Annotated in this window: 12 protein-coding genes and 1 pseudogene; 7 read left to right on the top strand and 6 right to left on the bottom strand. The window is 63.5% G+C overall.

Annotated elements, in window-relative coordinates; genetic code table 11:
• The first annotated feature begins 14 nt into the window (after window positions 1-14).
• The 3 genes from lpxA to lpxB are packed head-to-tail and all read left to right on the top strand — an operon-like array spanning window position 15 to window position 2905.
• Window positions 15-848 carry an acyl-ACP--UDP-N-acetylglucosamine O-acyltransferase gene (gene lpxA, locus NKL06_RS32230; RefSeq protein ID WP_023693447.1) on the top strand — a complete coding sequence of 278 codons (834 nt, stop codon included), beginning with the start codon at window positions 15-17 and terminating at the stop codon, window positions 846-848.
• Window positions 835-1737: an LpxI family protein gene (locus NKL06_RS32225; protein ID WP_023684698.1), complete on the top strand. Its 903-nt coding sequence runs from the start codon at window positions 835-837 to the stop codon at window positions 1735-1737. Before lpxA ends, NKL06_RS32225 begins: the two co-directional genes overlap by 14 nt.
• Window positions 1727-2905 carry a lipid-A-disaccharide synthase gene (gene lpxB / locus NKL06_RS32220; RefSeq protein ID WP_023684699.1) on the top strand — a complete coding sequence of 393 codons (1179 nt, stop codon included), beginning with the start codon at window positions 1727-1729 and terminating at the stop codon, window positions 2903-2905. Before NKL06_RS32225 ends, lpxB begins: the two co-directional genes overlap by 11 nt.
• Window positions 2906-3020: 115 nt before the next feature.
• On the opposite strand, the gene gltA is transcribed toward lpxB, so the two are convergent.
• Complete coding sequence (gene gltA, locus NKL06_RS32215; RefSeq protein ID WP_023671037.1) at window positions 3021-4352, bottom strand: citrate synthase; 1332 nt, start codon at window positions 4350-4352, stop codon at window positions 3021-3023.
• Between the two features lie 181 nt (window positions 4353-4533).
• Complete coding sequence (gene gltX, locus NKL06_RS32210) at window positions 4534-5958, bottom strand: glutamate--tRNA ligase (RefSeq protein ID WP_023671038.1); 1425 nt, start codon at window positions 5956-5958, stop codon at window positions 4534-4536.
• A 461-nt stretch (window positions 5959-6419) separates the two neighbouring features.
• Between gltX and arr the strand changes: the two genes are divergently transcribed.
• Together arr and NKL06_RS32200 are read left to right on the top strand one after the other, a co-directional pair.
• Entirely contained in the window at window positions 6420-6836 is a 417-nt protein-coding gene (gene arr, locus NKL06_RS32205; RefSeq protein ID WP_023671039.1) for an NAD(+)--rifampin ADP-ribosyltransferase, read from the top strand.
• Between the two features lie 106 nt (window positions 6837-6942).
• Window positions 6943-9398: pseudogene (locus NKL06_RS32200) on the top strand (ComEC/Rec2 family competence protein).
• On the opposite strand, the gene lexA reads toward NKL06_RS32200, so the two are convergent.
• Window positions 9392-10174: a transcriptional repressor LexA gene (lexA, locus tag NKL06_RS32195; RefSeq protein WP_023693449.1), complete on the bottom strand. Its 783-nt coding sequence runs from the start codon at window positions 10172-10174 to the stop codon at window positions 9392-9394. The pseudogene NKL06_RS32200 and the gene lexA overlap by 7 nt on opposite strands.
• Window positions 10175-10379: 205 nt before the next feature.
• Complete coding sequence (locus NKL06_RS32190) at window positions 10380-11144, bottom strand: GntR family transcriptional regulator (RefSeq protein WP_023693450.1); 765 nt, start codon at window positions 11142-11144, stop codon at window positions 10380-10382.
• 168 nt (window positions 11145-11312) lie between these two features.
• Here NKL06_RS32190 and kynU point away from each other — a divergent pair, with 168 nt between their 5' ends.
• Window positions 11313-12560 (top strand): kynureninase, encoded by a 1248-nt coding sequence (gene kynU, locus NKL06_RS32185; protein ID WP_023684705.1) that lies wholly within the window; start codon window positions 11313-11315, stop codon window positions 12558-12560.
• Between the two features lie 105 nt (window positions 12561-12665).
• Here kynU and kynA read toward each other — a convergent pair whose 3' ends face one another.
• Together kynA and NKL06_RS32175 are read right to left on the bottom strand one after the other, a co-directional pair.
• Window positions 12666-13502: a tryptophan 2,3-dioxygenase gene (kynA, locus tag NKL06_RS32180; protein WP_031208168.1), complete on the bottom strand. Its 837-nt coding sequence runs from the start codon at window positions 13500-13502 to the stop codon at window positions 12666-12668.
• Window positions 13499-15124: an AMP-binding protein gene (locus NKL06_RS32175; protein ID WP_023693452.1), complete on the bottom strand. Its 1626-nt coding sequence runs from the start codon at window positions 15122-15124 to the stop codon at window positions 13499-13501. The genes kynA and NKL06_RS32175 overlap by 4 nt, the downstream gene beginning before the upstream one ends.
• A gap of 160 nt (window positions 15125-15284) precedes the next feature.
• On the opposite strand from NKL06_RS32175, the gene NKL06_RS32170 reads away from it, so the two are divergent.
• A complete protein-coding gene (locus NKL06_RS32170; RefSeq protein ID WP_488376730.1) occupies window positions 15285-16121 on the top strand; it encodes a hormone-sensitive lipase in 837 nt (278 codons plus the stop codon).
• Window positions 16122-16164 lie beyond the last annotated feature (43 nt).

The raw sequence follows: 16164 nt of genomic DNA, 5'->3' as shown, positions 1-16164 counted from the left end.
GGTTCGAAATGCTCATGAAAATACAGACTTCAATCCACCCCTCGGCCGTCATCGAGGCCGGCGCGCAGGTCGGCGAAGGCGCCGCAATAGGACCTTTCTGCTATGTCGGCGCTGACGCCGTGATCGGTGACCGCGTCGAACTGGTCAGCCATGTCTCGGTGCTGGGCGCGACAACCATTGGCGCCGCGACCAAGGTCTATCCAATGGCGACACTGGGCGGACCGCCGCAGAACACCAAGCACAAGGGCGGCCGCACCACTTTGGTCATCGGCCAGCACTGCACGATCCGCGAAGGCGTGACCATGCATCTCGGCACCGATTCCAGCCGCGGTGAGACGACCGTCGGCGACAACGGCAATTTCCTTGCCTATGCCCACATTGCCCATGATTGCGTCGTCGGTAAAAACGCCACCTTCGCCAATGGCGCGACCCTGGGCGGCCATTGCGAGGTCGGTGACAGCGTTTATATTGGCGGCCTCAGCGCCGTTCATCAGTTCGTGCGTATTGGTGACAACGCCTTTCTCGGCGGCTGCTCGGCTTTTGTCGGCGATGTCATTCCCTACGCCATTGCGGTGGGCAATCGCGCCAGCCTGCGTGGACTCAACATCATCGGCCTGAAGCGCGCCGGGTTGCCGCGCGCCGAAATCTACCTGCTGCGCAAGGCTTACAAGACCATCTTCGACCGCTCCCGCACTGTCGGCGAGAACATCGAATTCGCCAAGGCCGAGTTTGCGTCGTCGCCGACGGCCATGAAAATCATCGATTTCATCACCAGTCGCGGCAAGCGGCATTTTGCCGTCCCGTCGCTTAAGGGTGGCGACGGCGACGATGCCGATGACGAAGGCTGAGGCCACTTCAACGGGCCTCGATCTTGCGCCGGACGCCAGGGTCGGCATCATTGCCGGCGGCGGTAGCTTGCCGGTCGAAGTTGCCGCCGGCCTGGCGGAGGCCGGACATCCGCCCGTCATCATCCTGGTCGAAGGTCAGGCCGACCGTCAGTCCGACCTCACAATCTATGAGCATGAAAGCCTTGCGCTGGAAGACATCGGCTCGCTGGTTGCGTTGCTGAGGCGCCGGCGAATCACCCATCTTGTGCTTGCCGGCGAGATCAGGCGCAGGCCGCGGTTGGTCGACATGCGTCCGAACCTTGGGCTACTGGCACTTATACCCTCGCTCGCCATGGCGCTTGCCCGCGGCGATGACGGGCTGTTGAAGATATTGACCCGCGGCCTGGAGGCACGGGGCGTCAAGGTTGTCGGTGCGCATGAAGTCGTGCCCCGGCTCGTCGCGGCCGAAGGGCCGCTGACCAAAGCAGCGCCGCGAAAGTCCGACTGGCGCGATATCGAGGCGGCACACGCGGCGGCAAAGGCCATCGGCGCGCTCGACATTGGTCAGGCGGCAATTGCCATCGGTGGCCGCACTGTTGCCCTGGAAGGCGTCGAGGGCACCCACGGACTGCTCGAGCGGACGCAGCAGTTGCGCGGCCATGGCAGGCTGGCCGGCAAGACGCGCGGTGTCCTGGTCAAATGCGCCAAGCCTGGCCAGGAATTGCGTGCCGATCTGCCATCTATTGGCCCCCGGACCGTCGAGGCGGCGCATGCCGCGGGGCTGGCCGGCATTGCCGTCGAAGCCGGCCGTTCGCTCATCCTCGAAGGCCCCGCCGTTGTCGCGCGCGCCAATGCGCTCGGCCTGTTCGTGTTCGGCCTGCCGGCTGCGGAGTCTGTCCATGGCAGCTGAGAAGCCGCTGAAGATTGCCATCGTCGCCGGCGAAGAATCCGGCGACCTGCTGGGCGCCGACATCGTGCAGGCGCTGAAGCGCATGACCGGGCGCGAGGTGCAACTCGTCGGCACTGGCGGGCGGCATCTGCAGGCGCTCGGACTGGCGCCGCTGTTCGACGGCGCCGAGATCGCGCTGATGGGGCTCAGCGCCATCCTCCGTGACTTGCCGCGCCTGATGCGGCGGATCAGCCAGACGGCAAGTGCTGTTGCCGCCGAAAAACCCGACTGTCTGATCACCATCGACAGCCCCGATTTCTCGCTGCGCGTCGCCAAAAAGATCCGCGCCGCCGATCCGTCGATCCCGATCGTCCATTATGTCTGCCCGAGCGTCTGGGCGTGGCGGCCGGGTAGGGCGGCCGCGATGAAGCCGTATGTCGACCACATACTGTGCATCCTGCCTTTCGAGGTAAAGGAGCTCAGCCGTCTCGGCGGCCCGCCCGGCACTTACGTCGGACATCGCCTCACGCATGATCCAGGCGTGCTGGGCGCGGCCAGGGCGCAAGCCCAGCCACGCGATCTCTCGGCCGATCACGTCAAGACGCTGCTCGTCCTGCCAGGGTCGCGGCGCGGCGAGGTGAGCCGGCTTATCGGTCCGTTCGGCGAGACGGTGTCGGCGCTGCGCGCGCGTGGCCACCGGCTGCGGCTGTTGCTGCCGACGGTGCCGCATGTCGCCGAACTGGTCAAAACATCGGTGGCGCGCTGGGATCAGGAGCCGGAAGTCATCCTCGATCCCGAGCGCAAGTGGCAGGCCTTCGGCAAGGCCGATGCGGCGCTGATCGCGTCAGGAACGGTGTCGCTGGAACTGGCGTTGTCGGGTGTACCGATGATCTCTTGCTACAAGTTCGATCCGATCATGCTGATGGCGCAGAGCCTGATCACGGTGTGGAGCGCTGCTTTGCCCAACCTTATTGCCGACCGGCCGGTCGTGCCGGAAAGCTACAACCAGTATGTGCGGCCGCACTATCTGGCGCGGCAGCTCGAGGCACTGTTTTCAGACACCGCCTACCGCGCCTGGCAAAAGGACGGCTTTGGCGAGGTTGCCAGACGCATGGCCACCGACAGGCCCTCCGGCGACATCGCCGCCGATGTCGTTCTTCGCCACATCGGGAGAGCGAATAGGCCGTAGTGAATAGTGAATAGTGAATAGTGAATAGTGAATAGGATTAACGCGCTCTCGCCTATAATCAAGCTGCTACTTACTACCTGCTATTCACTACTTACCATTCACCATTCACTCTCTTTCACCTTTTCGCAATCGGCACGTAGTCGCGTTCCGGCGCGCCGGTGTAGAGCTGGCGCGGACGGCCGATCTTCTGGTGGGGATCCTCGATCATTTCCTTCCACTGCGCGATCCAGCCGACGGTGCGGGCGACCGCGAACAGTACGGTGAACATGGTGGTGGGGAAGCCCAGCGCCTTCAGCGTGATGCCGGAATAGAAATCGACGTTCGGATAGAGCTTCTTCTCGATGAAGTAGGAATCGGTCAGCGCGATCTTTTCCAGCTCCATGGCGATGTCGAGCAGCGGATCGTCCTTGATGCCGAGTTCGCCCAGCACCTCATGCGCCGTCTTCTGCATGATTTTCGCGCGAGGATCGTAGTTCTTATAGACGCGATGGCCGAAGCCCATCAGCCGGAACGGATCGTTCTTGTCCTTGGCGCGGGCGATGAATTCCGGGATGTGGTCGACGTGGCCGATCTCGCCCAGCATGTTGAGCGCCGCTTCGTTGGCGCCGCCATGCGCCGGGCCCCACAGGCAGGCGATGCCGGCGGCGATACAGGCGAACGGATTGGCGCCCGACGAGCCGGCAAGCCGCACGGTCGAGGTCGAGGCGTTCTGTTCGTGGTCGGCGTGCAGGATGAAGATGCGCTCCATGGCGCGCGCCAGCACCGGATTGATCTTGTATTCCTCGCACGGCACCGCAAAGCACATGTGCAGGAAGTTGGCGGCGAAGTTCAGCTCGTTCTTCGGGTAAATGAAGGGCTGGCCGATATGGTATTTGTAGGCCATGGCCGCAATCGTCGGCATCTTGGCGATCAGCCGCATCGAGGCGACCATGCGCTGGTATGGGTCCGAAATGTCGGTGGAGTCGTGATAGAAGGCCGACAGCGCGCCGACCACACCGCACATCACAGCCATCGGATGCGCGTCGCGGCGAAAGCCGGTGAAGAAGCGCGACATCTGCTCGTGCACCATGGTGTGGCGCGTTACCCGGTAGTCGAAATCGTCCTTCTGCGCCTTGGTCGGCAGTTCGCCGTAGAGCAGGAGGTAGCAGACTTCGAGGAAGTCGCCATGCTCGGCCAGCTGGTCGATGGGGTAGCCGCGGTGAAGCAGGATGCCGGCATCCCCGTCGATGAAGGTTATCGCCGACTCGCAGCTCGCCGTCGAGGTGAAGCCGGGATCGTAGGTGAAGGCGCCGGTGGTGTTGTAGAGCGCACCGATGTCGATGACGTCGGGCCCGACCGAGCCGCTTCGCACCTTGAATTCATGCGTCTTGCCGGCCAGTTCGAGCGTGGCAGTCGACGGGTGCGTCGTCTTGCTGCCGGTTTCCAGTCTTGTCGCAGCTTCGCTCATTCTCAAACTCCTTCATGTTCCTCATGCCGGCAAGGCAATTCCTGCAAACGACACGTCGAAATCACCGGAATGCGCGAACTCGCCACCGCATTTTGGGAGGTGCGTGCCAGATTGGGCCAAGGCCTAATGTTGCACTGCGAAACCCGCCTTTCAATGCCAATCTTCTTGGGCCAGTTCGCTCCTAATCGATTTGATCCGCAATCCGCGCCAGGCTTTCCTCGCGGCCAAGCACGGCGAGCACGTCGAACACGCCGGGCGAGGTGCTGCGGCCGGTAAGGGCCGCCCGGAGCGGTTGGGCCACGGCGCCGAGCTTGTGGCCGCCTGCCGTCGCGAACTCGCGCACCGCGGCTTCAGCCGCGGCAGCCGACCACTCGCCCGAAACAGTCTGCAAAGCGGCATGTGCGCCGCGCAGGATCGCGCGCGCGTCGGCATTGAGCAGTGCTGCCGCCTTCTCGTCGATCGGCAGCGGCCGCTCGACGAACAGGAAGGCCGCGCCATCGGCCAGTTCCACCAGCGTCTTGGCGCGCTCTTTCAGGCCCGGCAAGGCGGCCAGCAGCTGCGCCTTCCTGGCATCGTCGAGACGGGCGGCGATAGCCGGTCCGCCTTCGAGGTATGGCAGAGTGGCGACGAAAATGTCGAACAGCTCGGTATCGGCCATCTTGCGCATATGCGCGCCGTTGATTGACTCGAGCTTGGCGAAGTCGAAGCGCGCCGCACCCTTGTTGACATCGCCGATGTCGAACCACGAAATCATGTCCTTGATCGACATGATCTCGTCGTCGCCATGGCTCCAGCCGAGCCGTGCCAGATAATTGAGCAGCGCCTCGGGCAGATAGCCCATGGCGCGATAAGCCTCGACGCCGAGTGCGCCGTGCCGCTTCGACAGCTTGGCGCCGTCGGCGCCGTGGATCAGCGGGATATGCGACATCGACGGGACGTCCCAGCCCATCGCGTTGTAGATCACCGTCTGGCGCGCGGCGTTGGTCAGATGGTCGTCGCCACGGATGATGTGGGTGACGCCCATGTCATGGTCGTCGACGACGACGGCATGCATGTAGGTCGGATTGCCGTCCGAGCGCAGTATGATGAAATCGTCGAGGTCCTTGTTGGGGAAGCGCACCTCGCCCTGCACACGGTCGTGCACCACGGTTTCGCCCTCGGTCGGCGCCTTGATGCGGATGGCGCCCTTGACGCCGGGAGGCGCCTCCGAGGGGGCACGATCGCGCCACTGGCCGTTGTAGCGAGGCGGCAGGCCCTTGGCGCGTGCGGCCTCGCGCATCGCCTCGAGCTCGGCAGGCGTCTCGTAGCTGTAATAGGCCTTGCCCAGGCGCACCAGCTCCTCGGCCACCTCACGGTGGCGCGGCGCGCGCTCGAACTGCGATATGGCCTCACCGTCCCAGGAAAGGCCGAGCCAGGTCAGCCCATCCAGAATGGCCTGTGTCGCCGCCTCGTTGAAGCGTTCGCGGTCGGTGTCCTCGATGCGCAGCACCATCGTGCCGCCGGTGTGCTTGGCGTACAGCCAGTTGAACAGCGCCGTGCGCGCGCCGCCGATATGCAGATAGCCGGTGGGCGAGGGGGCAAAACGGGTGACGACCGTGTCGGACATGGAACTCTCGGGAAGTTTGGAAAGCGGGGCGTGATCGCGCGGACTTTCGCGCTTTGCGCGTTCATGTAGCATAGGAGGTCTGGGGCGCAAGGGGCAGACCCGATGGCTGGACGAGGCCGGGGCACGTCGGCAATTATCGGTTGCGTCAACGGGCGCCGGAGCCTTGTAGCACAAAATCTGTTCGCACCTCCGCGCAACCTCATTTGGCAGCAGCGTCAATGTCTGGGTTTCATTCGGCTGCAGCGTCCGTCACAGTGCCTGGAACATCGCTGCGACGGTGGTAGCCCCCTCTGACGAGCGGACATTTCTTCACGAATGCGGCACTGCCCGACTACAACGCCGCCGTGACAGCGTTGGCTTGGTCACGCATATTGACCTTCTGCAATCATTATCGTGAACACAGCAACTGTGTGCGGTCCGGTCTCGCCACGAAGGAGGAATGATTGAAAGAAGGGCTCCCGATGACCAGCAACGCCGACCATACGGAGGGTGATCCGTTCTACCATGGTACCCGGGCGGATTTGAAACCCGGGGATCTGCTGAGCGTCGGCCACCCTTCCAATTTCAGAGGTAAACCACTGTCATGGATCTATTTCACCCAGACACTGGAAGCCGCCATCTGGGGAGCAGAGCTTGCAACGGGTGACGGTCGTCAAAGGATTTACATCGTAAAGCCGACAGGGTTTTTTATGGATGACCCTAACCTGACCGATAAAAAATTTCCCGGCAATCCGACGAAATCCTACCGCTCCCGTGATCCGTTGCTCATCCTGGGGGAGCTCGCTGAATGGCAGGGTCATACACCGGAACAATTGAAGGCAATGCACGATGGGCTTGCTCGCCTGAGGGCGGAGGGCCGGGATATGATTGAGGATTGAGCGTCCTTGGCGGGTCAATTCCGGCGCGGTGGATGCGACCGCACGGACTTTCGCGCTTTGCGCGTTCATGTAGCATAGGAGGTCTGGGGCGCAAGGGGCAGACCCGATGGCTGGACGTGGCCGGGGCACGAAGGAAGGCGAAGGCGGCGAGGCAAGCGTCAGCGAACGCTCGCTGTTTGCCGATAGTCCCTATGCCGAGCCGCTGCCCCTCGCGCTGCCTGAGCCGCATCCCGGCATAGCGCCCGCGCTGCCCGGTGACGCGTTGCCGGCGCAAGTCACAGCGCCCGGATCTATCGCCCGACTGCGCAGACGGCTTCGCCGCCCGTCATGGCCCGCGCTCCGCCGCAGCCTTGCCGTGGCTGCCGACACGGAGCTCGACCGGGGCGTCGCCTTCCTGCTGGTCCCGGTTTTCCTGGCAGCCGGCGTCATCGTCTACTTCTCGCTGGCCGGCGAGCCGGGCTTTGCGCAGCCAATCGCCATTGTGGTGCTGGCGACATGTTGCGCTGTCGCCACGCGATCGCGGCCGAGGACGCATCTGTTCTGCATGGCCGCGATGCTGTGCGCGCTCGGCGTCGTCGCCGCCAAGGTCGAGACCTGGCGCGCCGGAACGCAGATGCTCGGCTCCGAGATTCAGACACGGCTGACCGGCCGCGTCGTCAGTCTCGAACAGATGGAAAGCGGCCGCATCAGGCTGACGCTCGACGTGGTTTCGACCGCTTACCCCGAGCTGCGCTACGCCCCGGAGCGGGTCAGGCTCTCGGCGCGGACCGTTCCCGCCGATATGACCGCCGGCTCCCTGATCACCGGCTATGCCAGGCTGTTGCCGCCGACCGGTCCGGTGCGGCCGGAGAGCTACGATTTCTCCTTCGACAGCTATTTCACCGGTATCGGCGGCAGCGGCTTCTTTCTCGGCAATCCGAAAACCATTGCTACGCAGGGACCGCCGCCGCTGACCGCACGGCTCTCCTCGGCAATCGAGAACGCGCGCGAAACATTGCCGACCATATCAGGGGCAAGATCGGCGGCGCCGAAGGCGAGATTGCCGCGGCGCTGATTGTCGGCGTGCGCGCCGGCATCCCGGACGAGGTCAACGAAGCGATGCGGCGCACCGGCATCTACCACATCATCTCCATCTCCGGCCTGCACATGGCGCTGGTTGCCGGCACCATCATGGCGTTGCTGCGTGGCGCCTTTGCGCTGTTTCCCGTTTTCTCTTCGCGCCGGCCGGTGAAGAAATATGCGGCCGCGGCAGCGCTTGTCTCGATCGCCGCCTATCTCGTTATTTCAGGCGTCGTGGTTGCCGCCGAGCGCAGCTTCATCATGCTGGCGGTCATGCTTGTCGCCGTGCTGTTTGATCGCGCCGCACTCACCATGCGCAATCTGGCGATCTCCGCCATTGCCGTCATCCTGGTGTCGCCGCACGAGGTGGTCGGTCCCAGCTTCCAGATGTCGTTTGCCGCCACCGCCGCCCTTGTCGGCGCCTATGCCGGCTGGGCCGATTACCGCGCCGACAAGGTGAGAACGCCGCTGGCAAAGCGCTCCTTCGTCGGCTTCCTGTCGCGAAAATTCGCGCTGGCCATGGGCGGCCTCGCCATGACCTCGATCATCGCCGGCAGTGCAACCTTGCTGTTCGCCATCTGGCATTTTCAGCGTGTGTCGCCGCTCAGCCTGATCGCCAATCTGGCCGTGATGCCGATTGTTTCGTTGATCGTCATGCCCTTTGCCGTGCTCAGCGCACTGGCGATGCCGTTCGGCGCCGACGGGCCGTTCCTCTATGTGATGGGCAAGGGTCTGATGGCGATGATCGCTATATCGGCCTGGATTTCCGAGCGCTCGCCGGTCGACGCCGTCGGGCTGATCTCCATCCGCTCGGTGCTGTTGGTGGCAGTCGCCCTCGTCATCGCCACCATGGCCACCACCTGGCTCAGGCTGGCGGCCGTGCCTTTCGCGCTGGCCGGCCTGTTGACGGTGCCGCAGGTGCTTACGCCCGACGTGCTCATATCCGAGGACGCACATTTGGTGGCCATGCAGATCGGTGGCGGCGAACTCGCCCTCAACCGCGAACGCTCCAACGAATTCACCACGGACAATTGGAAACGGGCGCTGCGGGCCGAAACCATTATCCCGCCCGAGATTTTCGAGGCAACAGATACGCGGTTCGATCTCGATCCGCTCGATCTGCCGCCCGGCTCGCCCTTCTATTGCACCGGCGATCTCTGTATCGCTCGACACCCTTCCGGAGCCATTGTAGCTCTTGCGAAAGACCGCAAGACGGCGCGGCCGGCCTGTGCCTTCGCGAGCCTGATCGTCATCGATGACGCCACCGCCTACAATCCGTGCCGCGACCCGCTGGTCCTGGTCGTGACGAAGAAACAGCTGGCCCGCGACGGCAGCGCCGCCGTCTTCTTCGATCCGCAATCGGCAGCGGCAGCGCCAACCATCCGGTTCGCCGTCGACAAGCCGTATCGCCCCTGGCACGAGCAACGCCGCTTCTCCCGCGACGCGCGCGGCCTGCCGCCTTACAACCAGCGTGAAAAGTACAAACCCAAGCCGGCTCAGTAGCGCCGGATCAATCCGACAAGCTTGCCCTGCACCTTCACCCTGTCCGGTCCAAAAATGCGGGTCTCGTAGGCCGGGTTGGCGGCTTCCAGGGCGATCGAGGCGCCCTTGCGGCGGAAGCGTTTCAGGGTCGCTTCCTCATCGTCGACCAACGCCACCACGATCTCGCCGGGGCTGGCTGTGTCGGCATTGCGGATGATGACCGTGTCGCCATCGAAAATGCCGGCCTCGATCATCGAATCGCCCTTGACCTCGAGCGCGTAGTGTTCACCGCCCATGATCATGTCGGGCGGCACCGAGATCGAATGGGTCTGATGCTGGATGGCGTCGATCGGCACACCGGCAGCAATGCGTCCCATCACCGGGATCGACACCGCCGAAACGGCGTCGTCATTGCCGGCCGACATCGAACGCGACGGCGAGCCCGGCTTGATCTGGCGGCCGATACCGCCTTGGCCCATCGCGCCTTGTCCTTGGCCGCCTTGCCCTTGGCCGGTTTGACCAAGACTGCCCTGAATGACGCTCGGCGAAAACTTCCTCGCCGCATTGAGGCCTGGTGCGATCGAGTCGGGCAGCCGCAGCACTTCCAGCGCGCGCGCCCGGTTCGGCAGCCGGCGAATGAAACCGCGCTCCTCAAGCGCCGTGATCAGGCGGTGGATGCCGGACTTGGAGGCGAGGTCAAGCGCTTCCTTCATCTCATCGAAGGACGGCGGGATTCCGCTCTCCTTCAGGCGTTCATGGATGAACATCAGAAGCTCATGTTGTTTGCGCGTCAGCATCGCGGCCCCCAGGGGTTCTGAAACCAGAATCAGAAAAAACAAACCCAGAACAAACACTATCTGTTCCAGTTGTGTTCCGCAACCTTTTAAAGTTTAATGAATGTGTTGACGTTTTGTTCAGCGTGACGTTCGGCACCGCGAGCGGCGCTCGTAGTCGTTGGCCGGCAACGGGGTGAAACGAAGACAAAGTGCCCTGCGTCGTCGGCTACGATCGCCGCTTCCTTTTCGGACGGGGCTGCGCAGCATCCGCGCCGGGTTCACTCTGGGCATAGACCTGCAGCGTGTAGCCGATGTGAGCGGTCATCAGAGTTTTCGCACGTTCGACGTCGCGATCGAGGGCCGCTTCCATCAGGGCGGTATGGTGTTCGATCGCCACGGCGTCGCGCAGGGCCGCCACGGCCTTCCGGTGGCCATCCGTGCGGCCGGCGGCGGCGCGCAGCGTCGGGGCCAGACCCAGAAAGCGGTGATGGCGATGCAATTGGTCGGAAATCGTCGCATTGAAGCGCAGCAGCCAGCTGGATGTCGCGGCACTGAGCAGCGCCGCATGGAAGGCATCGTGTTTTTCGTACCACGCGTCGACCGCATCATCCGATGGATCGTCGAGAACAGACCCGCACCGTGAGAGACGATAGTGGGCGGCAACGACCGCGTCTTCCCACTCACGGTCGCCCTTCTCGATCGATTCCACCAGCAGGGGCAGTTCGACCACCAGCCGCGCACGCGCCAAATCCTCGAGCTCCGCCCGAGAGACGGGAGCGACCGCAAACCCGCGGTTGCTGATGGCGGTCACAAGCCGTTCCGCCTCCAGCCGCGACAGCGCCTCGCGCAACGGCGTCCAGCCGATGCCGTAGGTGTTGCGCAGCGTGCTCAGCTTCAACGGCGCGGCAGGCGCCAGCCGGGTCGCAAGAATATCGCGCCTGAGCAGGCGATAGGCCACTTCCGTCTTCGAGGTCTGCTCGTCATCCAGCATCGTGATCCATCAGACATAAACGCTCGGGCGGATCATTATATATCAAAGCCTTTCAATGGGTGAATTATATATAATGTTTGACAGTTCAAGGGCGACCACTCAAGATCGCCGGCATGTTTGGGCGGCAGGCTCCGCCGCGCGCGTTTGTCCATGGAGGGGCGCCGGATCATGAGCACGACACCCGATCTCGCTACAATCGAAGCAATGGATGCCGCCGATCCGCTGCGCTCCATGCGTGAACGCTTTGTCTTGCCGCAAGGCGTGATTTATCTCGACGGCAATTCCCTGGGCGCCGCGTCAGCGGTCGTCTTCAGCGAACTGCAGCAGGCCGCCACGCAGGAATGGGCGCACGACCTCATTCGCGCCTGGAACACCGCCGGCTGGTTCAACATGCCGGTGGAACTCGGAGATCAGCTCGGGCGACTGATCGGCGCGGCTGATGGGCAGACGGTGGTCTGCGACACAACCTCGATCAACATCTACAAGCTGCTGCACGCAGCGCTCGGCATGCGGCCGGATCGGTCGGTCATCGTTGCCGAGGGCGACAGTTTCCCGACCGACCTCTACATGGCCGAAGGCGTCGCCTCGACCCGGCCGGGAACGCGGCTGCGGCTGGAGGGCGTCGACGCGGCCGCAATCGAGGAGCTGATCGACGACAGCGTTGCCGTCATCCTGGTCAACCACGTCAACTACAAATCCGGCCAGTTGCGCGACATGGCGGCGCTGACGCGCAAGGCACATGACGCCGGCGCGCTGATCATCTGGGATCTCTGCCACACGGCCGGCGCCTTGCCGGTCGAACTTGACCGTGCCAATGCCGATTTCGCCGTCGGCTGCACCTACAAATACCTCAATGGCGGCCCGGGCTCGCCAGCCTTCATCTACGCGGCCGAGCGCCACCATGACGATGCCCACCAGCCGCTCAGCGGCTGGTGGGGCCATGCGCGGCCCTTTGCCTTCGAGCAGGGCTTTGCCGTCGGCAGCGGCATTCGCCGCTTCCTGTGCGGAACGCAGCCGGTGCTGTCGATGCGGGCGCTCAAGGGCGCGCTCGATATCTGGAACGACGTCGATATGGCGGCGGTGCGCAGAAAAAGCATCGCGCTGACCGACCTGTTTATCCAGCTCGTCGAAGCCAGATGCGGCGCCTACCGGCTTGAACTGGAAAGTCCTCGCGACGGCAGCCAGCGCGGCAGCCAGGTGTCGTTCCTCCATCCGCATGGCTATCAGGTGATGCGCGCGCTGATCGAGCGCGGCGTGATCGGCGATTTCCGGGCGCCGTCGACCATCCGTTTCGGCTTCACGCCGCTCTATGTCGGATATGGCGATGTCTGGCAGGCGGTCGAAGTCCTGGAGGATATTCTGCGCACCGGCGCCTGGCAGGACGCCCGCTTCGCGGTGAAGACCGCGGTTACGTGAGAAACCAGAGCAATTTCAGGAAAAGTGTGAAGCGGTTTTCCGTCCGAAATTGCGTCAATCAAAGAGCTAGAGCATTTCGCCGTTTACGTTAAACGGTGAAATGCTCTAGAGCCGGGTGCGGACCGTCCAGAGCTCCGGAAACAGCACAACCTCCAGCATCTTCTTCAGATAGGAGGCGCCTGAGGTGCCGCCCGTGCCGCGCTTCAAGCCGATGATGCGCTCGACCGTGGTGACGTGGTTGAAGCGCCAGCGGCGGAAGTAATCCTCGAAGTCGACCAGCTTCTCGGCCAGTTCGTAGAGCATCCAGTAGCGCTGCGGGTCGCGGTAGACGGTTTGCCAGGCAGCCAGCACGTCTTCGTTCTCGACGCGCGTCTCGCGCCAGTCCGTGCGCCCGGCATCGGCGCCGATGTCGAAGCCATTGCGCGCCAAAAGCAGAAGCGCCTCGTCGTACAGCGACGGCGTGGCCAGGATCGCTTCCAGCCTGTCCGTAAGGTCGCGCCGGTGCTTGTGCGGCCCGAGCATGGCTAGGTTGCGGTTGCCGGCCATGAACTCGATGGCGCGGTACTGCCACGACTGGAAGCCCGAGGATTGGCCGAGCGCGTCGCGAAACTCGGTGTATTCGCTGGGCGTCATCGTGCGCAGCACGTCCCAGGCATTGTTGAGCTGCTCGAAGATTCGCGCGACACGCGACAGCATCTTGAAGCTCGGTTCGAGGCGGTCGGCGCGGATCGAGCGGATCGCGGCGCCGATCTCGTGGAGGGCCAGCTTCATCCACAATTCGGATGTCTGATGCTGGATGATGAACAGCATCTCGTCATGGGCAGAAGACAGCGGCGCCTGCGCATCGAGCACCTTGTCCAGCTGCAGATAGTCGCTGTAGGACATCCGCTCCTTGAAAGACATCTGCGCGCCATCGGACGCCGGATCGTGCGGCTGGCTCAATTGCTCTTCTCCGCGCGCAACCGGAAGCGCTGGATCTTGCCGGTCTGGGTTTTGGGCAAGGCGTCGATGAACTTCACCGAACGCGGATATTTGTAGGGCGCGATCGTTGCCTTGACGTGGTCCTGCAGGCGTTTGACGGTCAATGCGTCCGGCGAAACACCTTGCACAAGCACGATATGCGCCTCGACGATCTGGCCGCGTTCACCGTCCTCGGCGCCGGTCACCGCGCATTCGGCGACGTCGGGATGCGAGAGCAGCGCCGCTTCGACCTCGGGGCCGGCGATGTTGTAGCCGGCGCTGACGATCATGTCGTCGGAACGCGCGGCGAAGTGGAAGAAGCCATCCTCGTCCTGCGTGAACGTATCGCCGGTGAGATTCCAGCCATCGCGGACATAGTCCTTTTGCCTGGCATCGGCCATGTAGCGGCAGCCGGTCGGGCCGCGCACCGCCAGCCGGCCAGTAGAGCCGCGCGGCAGCTCCCGCATCTCGTCATCGACGATGCGTGCCTGATAGCCGTCGACGGGTTTGCCGGTGGAGGCCGGCTTCATGTCCTCGAAGCGGTTGGAGATAAAGATATGCAGCATCTCGGTGGCGCCGATTCCATCCAGGATCGGCTTGCCGGTCTTCTCAGTCCATTCCTCGAAGACAGGCGCCGGCAGCGTCTCGCCCGCCGAAACCGCGACGCGCAGCGAGGACAGGTCAGCGCCTTCATCCATCGCCTTGAGCATAGCGCGATAGGCTGTCGGCGCGGTGAAGGAAATGGTCGCTTTGTAGGTCTCGATGATGTGGATCATGTTGGGCGGCGTCGCCTGTTCCAGCAGCGTCGCCGCGGCGCCGAAACGCAGCGGGAAGATGGCGAGCCCGCCAAGACCGAAGGTAAAGGCAAGGGGCGGGGAGCCGACGAAGATGTCGTCGGGCGTCACCTCCAGGATTTCGCGGGCATAGGCGTCGGCGACGATCAGCAGGTCGCGGTGGAAATGCATCGTCGCCTTCGGCACGCCGGTGGTGCCGGAGGTGAAGCCGAGCAGCGCGACATCGTCGCGGCCGGTGTTGACGGCAGTGAAGGTGACCGGCTTGTCGAGGGCGGCTCGGTCGAGTTCCGCGTCATGGTTGGCCGTGCCGTCGAAGCCAATGACCTGCTTGAGATACGCATTGCCCTTGGCGCAGGCGGTCATCTCGTCCATCAGCCTTGTATCGCAAAGCGCAACCGTGATTTCCGCCTTGTCGACGATCTTGGCGAGTTCGCCGGCGCGCAGCATCGGCATGGTGTTGACGACCACCGCGCCAACCTTGGTGGCGGCCAGCCAGCAGGCGACCATGGCCGGGTTGTTGGCCGAGCGGATCAGCACCCGGTTGCCCGGCTTGACGCCATAATTCTCGACCAGGGCATGGGCGAGCCTGTTGGTCCAGTCGGACAGTTCCTTGTAGGTGCGGCGGCGGCCATTGCCGATCAGCGCGGTGTGGTCGCCGAACCCTTTTTCGACCAGCCTGTCGGTCAATTCGACGCCGGCATTTATGTGGTCGGGATAGTCGAAGCCGTCGAGCAAAAACTCCGGCCATTGCTCCGGCGGCGGCAGGTTGTCACGCGTGAATGTGTCGATATGCGCTGATGGCCCAAGCATTTTCGGCTGCCCCTGTCTGCCTCGCGCCCATGGCTGAACAAGGCGCAGGATCGCACCAGTCGAAATTTGTTTCAAGCCTAAAATGTTTTTAGGTCGCAGCATTGACGCCGCCCTGTTCGGCGGCCATTCCTGTCGACTGAACTGAAGCCATCCGGGAGGGATGCAGATGCTCGAACATCGTGTTGCCGATTGGGACAATGCCTACGCCAACGGCGACAACATTGCCGGCAGCAATCGCTGGCCGGCCGCATGGGACACACCGGCACAGGCTTTTCGCGACACAATGTCGGCGTCCGGTCGGGCCAAGCTCGACATCGCCTATGGCGACAGCCCGCGCAACAGGCTCGATCTGTTCCTTCCCGATGTCATGCCCAAAGGGCTCGTCGTCTTCATCCATGGCGGTTACTGGAAGGCGTTCGACAACAAGCCATGGTCGCATCTGGCCAACGGCGCGGTTGCCAATGGCTTTGCCGTGGCAATGCCGACTTACACGCTTTGTCCCGACATACGCATTTCCGGCATCGTCAGGGAAATCGCGGCGGCGATCGGCAAGGCGGCGACGATGGTCGGCGGGCCGGTGATCCTGACCGGGCATTCCGCCGGCGGCCATCTCGCCTCCAGGATGGTGACGACAACGACGCCTCTGGCCGCCGATGTGGCCGGCCGCATACGCAATGTCGTCTCGATCTCCGGGGTTCATGATCTGCGGCCGATCATGCGGACGGGGATGAACGCGACACTGGCCATCGATGAAGCGGAAGCACTGGCCGAAAGCCCGGTTCTGCTGCGCCCCATGCAGGGCGCGCGCATCACCTGCTGGGCCGGCGGCGGCGAGCGGGCGGAGTTCCTGCGCCAGAATGCGCTGCTTGCCAACATCTGGATCGGCCTCGGCGCCACGACCAGCACAGTGGTCGAGCCGGACCGGCATCATTTCAGCATCGTCGACGGGCTTGCCGATCCGACACATCCGCTGACGCGGACATTGCTGGCGGAGTAACAACCAGTCTTATCTCTTGGAATTAACGGCTTGGATCCGCGAC

It is taken from the genome of Mesorhizobium sp. C268A, from assembly GCF_040324475.1.
Taxonomy (GTDB): domain Bacteria; phylum Pseudomonadota; class Alphaproteobacteria; order Rhizobiales; family Rhizobiaceae; genus Mesorhizobium.
Note: the sequence above shows the minus strand (reverse complement) of the source record. Positions and strands in the feature narration are given on the sequence as shown.